Raw genomic sequence first — 11,758 nt, forward strand, 5'->3', positions numbered from 1 at the left:
GGAATTGAGCCAAGCCAACGACGCCGCCGCGCCGACCGAAGCAGCAACCGGCGTCGGGGCGGACAAGGTCCCGGCATACAGTTGGTATGCCCTCAGCGTCCTGGTCCTGATCTACGTCCTGAATTTCATCGACCGCCAGATCCTCTCGATCCTGGCCAATGACATCAAGGCCGATCTCGGTGTCGAGGATGACTATCTCGGGTTTCTCTACGGTACCGCCTTCGCGGTCTTCTACGCGCTCTTCGGTATCCCGCTCGGCAGGCTAGCGGACAGCTGGAAACGCATCCGCCTGATGAGCATCGGCCTGGCGCTGTGGTCGACCATGACCGCGCTGTCCGGCTTCGCGAAGAACGCGACGACGCTGACCGTGGCGCGGATCGGCGTGGGCGTGGGCGAGGCAACCGCCAGCCCATCGGCCTATTCGCTGATCTCCGACTGGTTTCCGGCACGCCTGCGCGCCACCGCCCTCGCGATCTATTCGTCGGGCCTTTATATCGGCGGCGGCATCTCGCTGCTGATCGGCGGCCTGGTGGTCGAGAACTGGAACGCGGCGTACCCCGATGGCGGGCCGCTGGTGGGCTTGGTCGGTTGGCAGGCGGCCTTCCTCTCGGTCGGACTTCCGGGGCTGGCACTGGCACTTTGGGTACTGACGCTGCGCGAACCGGTGCGCGGCGCGATCGACGGTCTGATGACGCCCGAGGACCCGGAACCCTTCCGCGGCTTCTTCCGCGAGCTTTTCCAGGTGATTCCGCCGTTCACGATCTTCGGAGCTGCGGCGCGCGGAACCGGGGCATTGGTATTGAACCTGCTGGGCGCGGCCTTCTTTGCGGCGCTCGCCTGGACCCTGTGGCGCCTGACGGGCGTGTTCGAACAATGGCTGTTCCTGGGCGTCGGCTATTACGCTGTTTTCAGCTGGGCGATGGGCCTGCGCGCACGCGACCTGCCGACCTTCAAGCTGACCTGGGGCTCGCCTGCATTCCTGTGCATCATCCTCGGCTACGGGACGGTCGCCTTCACCGCCTATGCCGCCTCCTATTGGGGCGCGCCCTATGCCGAGCGCGCGCTGGGCGTAAACAAGACCGACCTGGGCTGGTTCCTCGGCGCGCCGGCGGCAGTCGCCGGTTTCCTTGGCGTGATCCTCGGGGGGCGTATGGCCGACTACCTGCTCGAACGCCGTCCTGCGGGCCGCGTGTGGGTCATCCTGTTCGGTCTGGTCACTCCGCTTCCCGCCATGTGGCTGGCCTATACGACCGACGATGTCGTGCTGTTCTATATCGGGGCGTTCCTGGCACAGATGCTCAGCGCCGCAGCGCTGGGGGCCGCTGCCGCATCGAGCCAGGCGCTGGTGCTGCCGCGCATGCGCGGGCTGGCAACTGCGACCTTCTTCCTCGCGACGACCCTTATCGGGCTGGGGCTTGGCCCGTTCATGGCCGGCTACGTCTCGGCAACCAATGGTGACGACCTGTCGCTCGGCGTGCTGTCGACGCTGGTCGCCGCCCCGTTCGGGCTGGTGCTGTTGATCGCGGCGCTGAAGCTGGTGCCGCAGGCAGCGGCAAGCGTGGTCGAACGCGCCCGCGCGGCCGGGGAGCCGATCTAGACCGGCTTCAGCACTCCGCAGGCAATCCGGGCACCGGCGTCGCCGGCAGGGTCGGTGCGGTAATCGTCGGCGCCTGCGTGAACGACGACAGCCGTGCCGTCGGCGTCGAAAATATCATCGATCACATCGCGGGCATTGCCGTCGAGCGCGACCTCGGCCGTGCCGGTGCGATTGGCGCCAATCGTAAGATTGGGCATATCGCCCAGATGCTTTCCGCCTGGCGACATCGAGCCGTGTGTGGCCATGCCAGGGTTGAGGTGGCCGCCAGCGCTGGTGAAGTCGGGGGCAGTACACGCACCTGTCGTATGCAGGTGGAACCCGTGCTCGCCCTGCGACATGCCGATTGCGGCGATCGCCACGGAGACGGTCTGGCCATTGCTCAACAATTGGACGGTTCCGGCAGGCAGGCCGTTGGCGAAATACAGCGTTGTTTCGCCAACGCGGTTGCTCGGCAGGTCGTCGACCGTGGTGCAGCCTGCCATGAGCAGGGCGGCGAGCGAGGGCAGCAGAAGACGGGATGACATGGCGATCCTTTCGAATTGAACGGCGATCTACTCTAGCCAACGAAAAAGGGGCCGGATTGCTCCGGCCCCTTTCGTGTTTTTGGCGTGTCGCCTCGCTTACATGCCCGAACCCGGACCGTAAGTGATTTCGACGCGACGGTTCTGCAGTTCGCGAACACCGTCGGCAGTCGGAACGCGCGGCTGCGATTCACCGAAGGCTTCGCTGGTGATCCGGGTATCCGGAATACCGCGCGAGCTCAGGTAACCGCGGACCGAAGCGTTACGACGCTCGGCGAGACCCATGTTGTAGGTCGTCGAACCCGAACGGTCGGTGTGACCAGCCAGCATGACTGCGGCAGTGCCGCAGTTGGCGTAGGCCGAAACCGCGTTGTCGAGGATCGTCGCTGCTTCCGGAGTGATGTCCGATTTGTCCCAGTTGAAGAAGACAATGTACGGACCCGTCTCGCAAACCGGCGCCGGAGGCGGCGGGGGCGGAGGCGGCGGGGGAGGCGGCGGCGGCGGCGGCGGGGGAGGCGGCGGCGGAGCAGCCGGCTCACCGAAGTTGTAGGACAACGTACCCATCAGCGAGTGGCTGGTGAAAGTGTCTTCCAGCGAGTTACCGCCCAGATCGACCAGTTCCACGCTTTCCGCGTTGAAGTAACGATAGCGCAGGCCGACGTCGACATTGTCGGTCAGCGGAGCGCGCACGCCAGCGAGAACCTGCCAAGCAAGACCACTGTCCGAATCGTCGATCGACGATGCCAGGTTGGAGTAGGGGGTCACTTCGTAGCTGGTACGGGCAACGCCGACACCGCCACCGACATAGCCCTGCAGGCCGTCATCAGGACCGAAGTCCAGCAGGCCGTTGAGCATGAACGAAAGCGCGTTAACGTCACCGCTAACATCGTAGAAGCCTGCTGGAGCAACCGAGCCGGGACCGTAGGTCAGGCCAGGCGCACCGACTGTGATGCCATCGACATCGGCTTGGCGATAGCTGACTTCGGCTTCCAGACGGAAACCGCCGAAGTCGTAGCCGACGTAGCCGCCGCCGTCGAAGCCGAAGTCATGGCTGACTTCGTGCGCTTCGGCCGTATCATTGATGTCGAAATCGGCATCTTCGACAAGCATCGAGCCGAATTCGGCGCCGATATACCAGCTGTCGTCTTTTGCCAGGGCAGGCGATGCAAGGGCCGTAGAGGCCATCGCCATTCCTATGACGAATTTCCGCATTATAGTTTCCCCTTTTTGCGAATTGGAGCCACCGAGTGGAACATATCTAACTTTCTACCCCAAAGGTGGCAAGCAAACAATCGCCGGGAACTGTGGTAATAATACCGCTTTTCCCGCACGATGAGAACGAGTTCCGTCGTGTGGACCCCTTCCGTGACAGCCGAACGACAGTGGAGGCCTGCGGTTCCCGTCATTCGGGCGGAATAACCCCAAGTGTTGCAAGCATGTCGATAATGGCGGTGACCGCTGCGCGTGCCTCGGTGTCAATTACGGTCCCGCCCGTGGGTTGGGCGGGCCGCGTCGGAGACTGCCATGATCCAAGAAAGGCCCGGCGCGCACCGAGCGTGCGGTCGAAGACCTGCATGCCCTCGGTAGGGGCGCAAAAGGTCCATTGTGCGCCGTCCCAGCTGGCCAATGCATGTGCATGACCCGCCCATTCGTCGCTGGCCGGATCGGCGACTACCCAGCTATCTCCGGGCGTGGGCGAGGCCGGTGGGGTGCTGGCCACACCCTCGACGACCGGATAGAGCAGCGCATCGATCCGCGCGAAAGCTTCGTTGACGAAAAATTCTTTCTGCGCCTGCCCCGCCACCAGCAGGGGGAGCGCTTGGCGCGGAGTCGTGGTGTCGAAGGCAGCGGGCTCGGTCATCGCAATATCCTGTTAGCTGGATGCGGGAATGTGGGTGAGATGGAGCGGGGCCGAGAGCGCGAAGCTCCCCTTTTGCCGGACCCACAATGACTGTCCGGGATGGAGCAAGGAAAGCGCGGCGATCTCTGCCGGTGCCAGCTGCAGGTGCGGCGCAGGGGTTGCCCAGAGCCGGTGCGGCTTGTCCGGATCGCCAAGCCCCACCTCATAGGCTTCCGCCTGTTCGACGAGCGGTTGCTCGACTTCGTCGAGCCAGCTCCAGCCGCCGCGCGCACGGCGAGTCCAAGTGAGGATCAGGCCACCTCCCGGCGTCGCATGCACTCGTGGTTGGACCGGAAACAGCGGCCGCCGGGTCCTGCCCCCGTTCTCGAGGGGCGCGACCACCGGATCGGGATCGGCGGATCCGATTGCGGCCAGTTCGCTCCCTACGCCCAGGGCGAGCGTGGCAGGCAGTTCGACCAGACGATCATCGAGCAGCGTGACCAGCGTGCCGGGCACATGCCCCGCCAGCGCCTCGATCTCGTTACCGCCGCGGCCGCGCAGCAATCCCGTAAGCTCCCAGACGCCTTCGCCCACAGGTTGGGCTTGCGCGAACTGGACGATCTCGCTCCCTACCAGCAGGCGGTTGGCGCCGCGCGCGATGGCGTGGGGCGTAGCAGGTTCGAGTTCGGCCTCGTGATCTTCCAGTGCGACCTGCATCGATGCCGAACCCTCGAACCGCAACCCGGGGCTGACACCAAGTGATACGACCAAGCTGCCGCTCACGGCGCGGACGGGGCCGCTCTCCGTCAGCGGGACGAGCGCATTGCCCGCAAGCTCATACAGCGCGGCGCCGGACCAGCGCCCGGTCGGCGCCCCGACCGCGGCAAACCGCTGGATCGATCCGCTCGCTCCGCTACCGTCCCACGGAAGTGGCGATTATGTCTTTTACAAACCCATGCCCGAAAACCGCCAAAATGCGTGGGTTAGGATAACCGGATTGGTGTTCTTAGCGCCTCGGCCTCTCACGAATAACCTTCGGGACGGAAGAGTGGGACCTTACCCACTCTCGGGTTTCTGGGCATATCCAACCGAGCATCTTGAGAATGTCGCCGTAGTCTTGTGACAGGTTGTGACCGATGAGCGGCTCCTGGTGGAATATCCGGTTGCGCAAGTCTTGGATGGCGGTACCCGTTCTGCTGACATCCATCATGTCATCACCGTTCACTAGGTGAGGGAACGCGTTGGCGGTCTGTGAGGCCCAAATTGAACCGTGAAAACCCTGTCGAATGAGGGCGACCCAAAACCCGAGAGAAAGAGATGCCACCATTTGAGGCGTCGTGGGTTGTGCAGAATATCGGTTGTGGTGGCGGCGCTCTGTTTTCACAAGATCGTCGCCCAATTGCGGCCCTAGCATATGGCGGCAGTTTGGGTCGTGTGCCCAATTTGGGCCGTAAAGTGCTGCTAAAGACGCATGAACAACGTTGCGCAGCGCGACCTCTGTAGATTGCAGCGGGAAGTGGAAACTTTGCCCGATTGCAGCGTTCCATAGATAGAGGCGTAGGGCGGTTTCCTCATGAAACCCTGCTGCGAGCTTGTAGGTTCGCCAACGCTCGGGTGACACTGTGCGCTCGAAAGCACGGGTTAATTCAGGAGTAACCTCCGCCTCAATATTTTCTTGACGAAGTGGCACTACACACTAAATCCACGCTTGAGAGCCGACGCCAGCGATGGCTAGGACTAGACAGAGCCCCCGGACAGCCTCACGGCCCTCCGGGGGTTTCGCTTTTCTGACCGTCTTTCGAGTTTTTGACAAGCTCTCCCAACTTTTTCCGAAAGTTAGCTTCGTCGTCGTCGCATTCAAGTTCGCGCGCAGCGTCCTTGAATTTGTCGAGTTGGTGCTTTTCGTCGCCCATTTTCGGCACTCCTTAAGGCCGTTGCGGCTATGATATATGTCCTGTATGAAGACACAAGATTGGTGGAGCTGGAGGGAATTGAATCCTCGAGGTCGGAGATGGGAAGTCACTACCTCGCACCAAGCCAGCCCCACATTCCAGAACGCCCCGCCCGAAAGGGTGGGGCGTTCGCACATTAAAAGGGAATCTCTTCGTCTAGGTCGTCGTAGGCACCTGCCCCACTTTTCGTCCAAGCCTGCGCCGGTCGCGGGAGATGGTACACGCCTTTCTTGCCATCGACGCTGTGGATCAGGCCTTTGGTGCCCATGCGATAGAGCTTGTTCATGATGAACTTGCGTTCCTGTACGACCTTGTGCCGACGGTAGAGTTCAATGATGATCTGATCGATTCCGATTTCCTCGCCATCTGCGGCGGCGATGATGTCGCGTATCTGCAATTCAAGCTCGTCCACCTTGGAGAGATTGAGCTGCGCCATCACCTCTTCGGGTAAGTCAGAAAGGTCTCCGAAGTCGCCCGTTACAGGCCGAAGGCGCTTGCGAGCGGTTTCAAGTTCCTGGGCAACAGCATCCATAGCCTCGGCGCGCTCCTGCTGGCGCTTTGCGCGTGCAGGCTCTTCTAGCTCGGCGGCTTGGGAAAGGCGGCGCAGCTCCGCAGCTAGCGCCTTGACAGTGTCAAGTGCATCCGGCACTATAGTGCCTCCTATTATCAGTGGCCTCATAGCTCGCTCCGCAAAGAACAGCTTAAGGCCGTATGAAGCCCCCGAGTCCCATATGGGATTTTGGGGGTTTCGTGCATCTAGGCAGGATTCCCGAATCGAGTCAACTGCAGGAACGCAAACCATCCACGCGATGGTCTCGCGATTACTCTTTTAGAATAATCCGCCTCGCCGTTCTCCACCGACAATCCCGCCTCCGTCGCGCACCAGTCTTCCGTTTGGTCACGCGTCTGGCTTGTGGATTATTGGTTAACGACCCCATAGGTGAGGCGCTTGCCGACGATGCCCTTGACCACTGCAACCGAACGGCCCCGGTCACTGTAGCCGTTCGCTTCCCGCGTGTTGTAGCGGAACTCGAACTCCGCAAGATAGCGGTGCAGGTGCTGCTCGCCGCAATGCTGGTACACACCGCGCATGCCGCGTTTGAAGATCGAGAACGCGCCTTCGACCGTGTTGGTGTGAATGGTGCGATCGGTCGGATCGACATAGGTGCCGCCACCGTGGAGCGTGGTGCCGTTCTCTGCGAAGCGTTTGCCAATCGGCTTATAAACGCGGGCTTCGTCGGTCATTAGACGTGCCTCGCGGTGTATGTTGCCGAGCACGATAGGCTGGATCTGATCGAACTTGGCGCTCTCGACGTGGAACCATTTGCTCTGGCCGCTCTCGCGGTCAACGAGTGCGAGAACGGTGTTCTAGTGGCCCCAACCGCCGCGTTTCATTTCCTTGCCCTTCTTGTGGCCGATGTAGGTTTCATCAACCTCCACCGCACCGCCGTTGGTGCCGAACGGGCGGGCAAGATCACCGGAGCGAATTGCTTCGCGGATGCGGTGAGCAAGGAACCAAGCGCTCTTGTAGCTGATTTCGAGAACTCGGTGGAGCTGGTGGGCGCTGATACCCTTCTTGCTCGACACGATCAGGTGAACGGCCTGGAGCATCTTCGTAAGGGGGATGCGTGCGTGTTCGAACACGGTGCCAACCTTGACGGTGAACTGCTTACGGCACTGGCCGCACTTCTTGAGGCCGTGGCGAACTTTGCCCTTGGGATGCTTCTTGGAGGGCTTCGAGCGAACGCCGCTTAGATCGTACACGCGACCGCCAACCGTACCGCAATGCGGGCAGACGACTCCGTCCGCCCACACGATGCTTTCAAGGTATTCGAAAGCCTTGGCTTCGTCGTGAAAGTGGGGGCTGGAAAGTACCGACATTCTGCTTGCTCCTTACCCCTTTGGTTAGAGGGCAAGAGACTGGGTTTGTAAAGTACATAATCGCCTTGTATGTACCCAAAAAGCGTGACGATGCCAATAGAAAAGAACCAAATAGGTTATTCCGTCGCGCTTGCCTACGCTGCGGGGCTCGCCTAATCCCGCCGCATCACGCGATGCTAGGGATTCCCCCAATACCATGATCATGAAACCGCTGCGCGGGTTGTACAATTGGACCATGGCCAAGGCCTCGCACCCGCATGCGGTGTGGTGGCTGGCGCTGTTCAGCTTCGTCGAATCGTCCTTTTTCCCGATCCCGCCGCACCCGCTGCTCGGGTTGATGTGCCTCGCCGAACCCAAGAAGGCGGTGAAGTTCGCGCTAGTCTGCACACTGGCATCGGTCGCGGGCGCGCTGCTCGGCTATGCGATTGGCTGGGGGCTGTACGACACGGTGGGCGTGTGGCTGATCGGCGCGCTGGGCCTGACCGAGGCGTTTCCCATCGCCGCCTGCCATTTGCGCGAATATGATTTCGAAGCGATCCTGATTGCGGGCGCGACGCCCGTACCGTTCAAGCTGCTGACGATCACTGCCGGTTTCATCGGCATGAACCTCGTCACCTTCGTGCTCGCCAGCCTGTTCGCCCGCGCGCTGATTTTCATGACCGTGGGCATTCTGTTCCGCGTCTTCGGCGCGCCGATCAAGCGCGTGATCGACGAATATCTCGGCACGGTGACCACGATCTTTGTGCTGCTGGTGGTCGGCGGGGTCATCGCGCTGACGCAGCTGGGCGGAAGCGAAGGCGAAGAGGGCGGGCCCTGCGCGCAGGCGACCGAGGTGGTCCCGGCCGCCTGAGCACTTTGCCGGTCAGCCTTCGAAGGCGGTTTCCAGCGTAATCTCGGCCTTGAGCAGTTTCGAGATCGGGCAGGTGGCCTTGGCATCGGCCGCCAGTTCCTCGAATTTCGCCTGGTCGAGCCCGGGGACCTTGGCCTTGGTCGACAGGGCGGAGCTGGTGACGGCGAAACCATCATCGCCCTTCTCCAGCGTCACCTTGGCCTCGGTTTCGACCGATCCGTCGCTATGGCCCGCCTCGGCCAGCTTGAACGACAACGCCATGGTGAAGCAGCTGGCATGCGCCGCCGCGATCAGCTCTTCGGGATTGGTGCCCGCCGCATCCTCGAACCGGGTCTGGAAGCCATAGGGCTGGTCCTTCAGCGCGCCCGATTGCGTGCTGACATGCCCCTTGCCGTCCTTGCCCAGCCCCTCGTAGCGCGCGCTGCCTGAATTGGTCGTCTTCATGGTGGAATCTCCTTTCCACCATGGGACGCCTCATCGGGCCGGTTCGTTCCGGATCAGATGATCCCGACCGCCTTGCCAGCTTCTTCGAAGATCGAGAGGATTTCGCTGACTTCGCTTTCGCTATGCTCGGCACAGAGCGAGCAGCGCAGCAGCGTCATATTCGCCGGGGTCGCGGGCGGACGGGCGAGATTGACGTAGAGACCGCCCTTGATCAGCGCCTCCCACATCGCCGCGCCTTTTTCCAGGTCGGGCATGATCACCGCAATGATCGCGCTTTGCGGTTCCTCGGTGCCGAGCTGGAAACCGAGATCCTTGAGCCCCTTGTGCAGCGTCTTGGAGTTTTCCCACAGATGCGCGCGCTTGTTCGACCCGTGCATCAGCTTGCGGATCGAGACGCAGGCGGTCGCCACCACGCTCGGCGGGAGCGAGGCGGTAAAGACATAGGGCCGGCAGACCAGCCGCATGATTTCGAACTTGGGGTGGTTGGAAACGCAGAACCCGCCAACCGTGCCCACGCTCTTGGAAAACGTGCCGATAACGAAATCCACATCGTCGAGCACGCCCGCCTGTTCGACCACGCCGCGCCCGTTCTCGCCGATGAAGCCCATCGAATGCGCCTCGTCGACCAGCACCATGGCGCCGTACTTCTTGGCGACTGCGACCATTTCCTTGAGCGGGGCGATATCGCCAAGCATCGAATAGACGCCTTCCAGCACCACCAGCTTGCCCGCGCCTTCGGGAACGCGGCGCAGGCGCTTTTCCATCGCCTCGATATCGTTGTGCTTGAACGGCACCACTTCGGCATTGCCCATCGCGCAGCCGTCCCAGATGCTGGCGTGGCTGTCGATGTCGAGAATGATGTAATCGCCCTTGCCGGCGATCGTCGAGATGATCCCGAGATTGGCCTGGTAGCCGGTCGAGAAGACCATCGCGTGGTCCATGGCATAGAAGTCCATGAGCGCTTGCTCGACTTCCTTGTGACCTTGGTACGTCCCATTCAGAACGCGGCTGCCGGTGGTCCCGCTGCCGAAATCGGCGAGCGCCTGCTTGCCCGCCTCGACCACGTCGGGGTCGAAGGTCATGCCCATGTAGTTGTAAGTGCCGAGCAGGATCGTCTCGCGCCCGTTGCAGATCGCGCGGGTCGGCGAGAGCACCTTCTCCATCACCAGGTTGAACGGATCTTCCTGTCCGGCCGACAACAGCCCCTCGCGCAGCGCGATGATGTCGTCGAACTTGGAGAAGAGGTCCTTGCCTTCTCCCTCGAGCGCCTGCGGCTTGTCGGGTTGCGAAATGCCCTCGCTCATCAGTCGGCCTGCAACCGGGTGACGGTATCGACCAGCTGGCCGTAGGTTTCGATCTCGGCCTGCTGGTTCATCGAGATGATGATGTCGAACTCGTCCTCAATGGCGGCGACGAAATCCATCACGGTCAGGCTGTCGAATTCCAGATCGGTGGCGAAAGTGGTCGCTTCGGTGATCTCCACACCCTTCTTGTTGAAGGGTTCGGCCAGTTCGCGGATCTTGGCGTCGACTGTGGCTCGGTCCATGGCGGGGGTTTCCAATCCTTGTGGTGCGCGCACCCGCTACCAGGGCAGCGCGCGAATGATTGCCGCGGGCAAAGCGGCTTGTGGCGGTCCTTGTCAAGCGCAGGCCGCAATGGCAAGCTTGGGAAAAAGTCGCAATCGTCTGTTCGAACAGGGGAAAACGGATGAGCGATACAGCAAGCGCAAAACCGGCATCGGCGGAAGGTCCCGCCGTGAAAGATGGCCGCCCGCCGGATTCGGTCCGGGCGAAGCGCGAGACGACCTATTCCAACCACGCGATCCACCTGATGCGCACCGCGCAGATGAGCACGCTCAAGCTGTCGCAAATGGCCGACCAGAAGGCCTCGATCCTGCTCGGCGCGACCTTCCTTGTCTTCTCGCTTTCGGTGAGCCGCGCGCTGACCGGGGAGATGCCGGTCTCGCTGATGATCCTCGCCAGCTTCAGCTTCGCCAGTTCGCTCTGCGCGGTGATGGCGGTGCTGCCCAAGGTCGGGCGGCCCGATGGCCCGGTGAAGAACCGCAATCTGATCTTCTTCGGCCACTACACCTGGATGGACGAGGATGAATGGACCGAGGAATTGCTCGCCCGGCTCGAAACCGACCGCACCGTGTTCGAGACGATGGCGCATGACATGTACCAGAACGGCCAGGTGCTGGCGGGGAAGAAATACCGCTTCCTCGCGCTGGCCTACAAGGTGTTCATGACCGGACTGTTCGTGACGCTGGCGGTGTTCGGTATCGAAATGGCGATCAGCTAGTCGGGCAGCAGCGCGCGGACAGCGGTCATGAAGGGGCCAATTGACACCGGCTTGGCGAGATAGTCCGCCGCGCCCGCGTCGCGGATCCGCTCCTCGTCACCCTTGCCGGCATAGGCTGTCACCGCGAGCACCGGCACTTCAGCGAGCGTGCTTTCCCGCTTGAGCTGCGCGATCAGGTCGATCCCGCTGATATTGGGCAGCTGGATGTCCATGATCACCAGATCGGGCCCGAAGCGCTTGGCGGTGGCGAGCACGTTCTGTCCATCGGACACGGGCACCACCTCGTAGCCGTTGGCCTTCAACACGTCACAGAACAGCTTACGATTGAGATCGTTGTCCTCGACAACGAGGATTCTCTTTGCCACTTGGCCT

The 11,758-nt window shown here is 62.0% G+C and carries 13 protein-coding genes and 1 pseudogene; 3 read left to right on the plus strand and 11 right to left on the minus strand.

Annotation, left to right across the window (positions count from 1 at the left end):
• Nucleotides 1–4 precede the first annotated feature (4 nt).
• Nucleotides 5–1,597 (plus strand): MFS transporter, encoded by a 1,593-nt coding sequence (locus tag V6B15_RS13895; protein ID WP_334201673.1) that lies wholly within the window; start codon nucleotides 5–7, stop codon nucleotides 1,595–1,597.
• Here the strand turns inward: V6B15_RS13895 and V6B15_RS13900 are convergent.
• The 7 genes and pseudogenes from V6B15_RS13900 to V6B15_RS13930 all read right to left on the minus strand — a co-directional run bounded on the left by V6B15_RS13900 (nucleotide 1,594) and on the right by V6B15_RS13930 (nucleotide 7,791).
• A complete protein-coding gene (locus V6B15_RS13900; protein ID WP_334201674.1) occupies nucleotides 1,594–2,121 on the minus strand; it encodes a superoxide dismutase family protein in 528 nt (175 codons plus the stop codon). The two genes, V6B15_RS13895 and V6B15_RS13900, sit on opposite strands and share 4 nt — an antisense overlap.
• Before the next feature lie 96 nt (nucleotides 2,122–2,217).
• A complete protein-coding gene (locus V6B15_RS13905; RefSeq protein ID WP_334201675.1) occupies nucleotides 2,218–3,330 on the minus strand; it encodes an OmpA family protein in 1,113 nt (370 codons plus the stop codon).
• A gap of 190 nt (nucleotides 3,331–3,520) precedes the next feature.
• A complete protein-coding gene (locus V6B15_RS13910; protein WP_334201676.1) occupies nucleotides 3,521–3,979 on the minus strand; it encodes a DUF2793 domain-containing protein in 459 nt (152 codons plus the stop codon).
• Between the two features lie 12 nt (nucleotides 3,980–3,991).
• A complete protein-coding gene (locus V6B15_RS13915; protein WP_334201677.1) occupies nucleotides 3,992–4,741 on the minus strand; it encodes a GTA baseplate fiber-binding domain-containing protein in 750 nt (249 codons plus the stop codon).
• Between the two features lie 977 nt (nucleotides 4,742–5,718).
• The gene (locus V6B15_RS13920) at nucleotides 5,719–5,871 is read right to left on the minus strand and encodes a hypothetical protein (RefSeq protein ID WP_334201678.1); all 153 of its coding nucleotides are present in this window, start codon (nucleotides 5,869–5,871) and stop codon (nucleotides 5,719–5,721) included.
• Between the two features lie 175 nt (nucleotides 5,872–6,046).
• Nucleotides 6,047–6,559, minus strand: coding sequence for a hypothetical protein (locus V6B15_RS13925; RefSeq protein WP_334201679.1), 513 nt, complete (start codon nucleotides 6,557–6,559; stop codon nucleotides 6,047–6,049).
• Between the two features lie 269 nt (nucleotides 6,560–6,828).
• A pseudogene (locus V6B15_RS13930) lies at nucleotides 6,829–7,791 on the minus strand (IS1595 family transposase).
• A gap of 196 nt (nucleotides 7,792–7,987) precedes the next feature.
• On the opposite strand from V6B15_RS13930, the gene V6B15_RS13935 reads away from it, so the two are divergent.
• The gene (locus tag V6B15_RS13935; RefSeq protein WP_334201680.1) at nucleotides 7,988–8,641 is read left to right on the plus strand and encodes a YqaA family protein; all 654 of its coding nucleotides are present in this window, start codon (nucleotides 7,988–7,990) and stop codon (nucleotides 8,639–8,641) included.
• A gap of 12 nt (nucleotides 8,642–8,653) precedes the next feature.
• Here the strand turns inward: V6B15_RS13935 and V6B15_RS13940 are convergent, their stop codons facing one another.
• The 3 genes from V6B15_RS13940 to V6B15_RS13950 are packed head-to-tail and all read right to left on the minus strand — an operon-like array spanning nucleotide 8,654 to nucleotide 10,631.
• Nucleotides 8,654–9,085 (minus strand): OsmC family protein, encoded by a 432-nt coding sequence (locus tag V6B15_RS13940; RefSeq protein ID WP_334201681.1) that lies wholly within the window; start codon nucleotides 9,083–9,085, stop codon nucleotides 8,654–8,656.
• A 53-nt stretch (nucleotides 9,086–9,138) separates the two neighbouring features.
• Nucleotides 9,139–10,389, minus strand: a complete 1,251-nt coding sequence (gene spt, locus V6B15_RS13945; protein WP_334201682.1) for a serine palmitoyltransferase — start codon at nucleotides 10,387–10,389, stop codon at nucleotides 9,139–9,141.
• Entirely contained in the window at nucleotides 10,389–10,631 is a 243-nt protein-coding gene (locus V6B15_RS13950; RefSeq protein WP_253520564.1) for an acyl carrier protein, read from the minus strand. The genes spt and V6B15_RS13950 overlap by 1 nt, the downstream gene beginning before the upstream one ends.
• A 161-nt stretch (nucleotides 10,632–10,792) precedes the next feature.
• On the opposite strand from V6B15_RS13950, the gene V6B15_RS13955 reads away from it, so the two are divergent.
• Nucleotides 10,793–11,386: a Pycsar system effector family protein gene (locus V6B15_RS13955; RefSeq protein ID WP_334201683.1), complete on the plus strand. Its 594-nt coding sequence runs from the start codon at nucleotides 10,793–10,795 to the stop codon at nucleotides 11,384–11,386.
• Here V6B15_RS13955 and V6B15_RS13960 read toward each other — a convergent pair.
• Complete coding sequence (locus V6B15_RS13960; protein WP_253520560.1) at nucleotides 11,383–11,751, minus strand: response regulator; 369 nt, start codon at nucleotides 11,749–11,751, stop codon at nucleotides 11,383–11,385. The genes V6B15_RS13955 and V6B15_RS13960 overlap by 4 nt on opposite strands.
• Nucleotides 11,752–11,758 lie beyond the last annotated feature (7 nt).

Source organism: Qipengyuania sp. Mu-71, assembly GCF_036867055.1.
In the GTDB taxonomy this organism is placed as follows: Bacteria; Pseudomonadota; Alphaproteobacteria; order Sphingomonadales; family Sphingomonadaceae; genus Qipengyuania; species Qipengyuania profunda.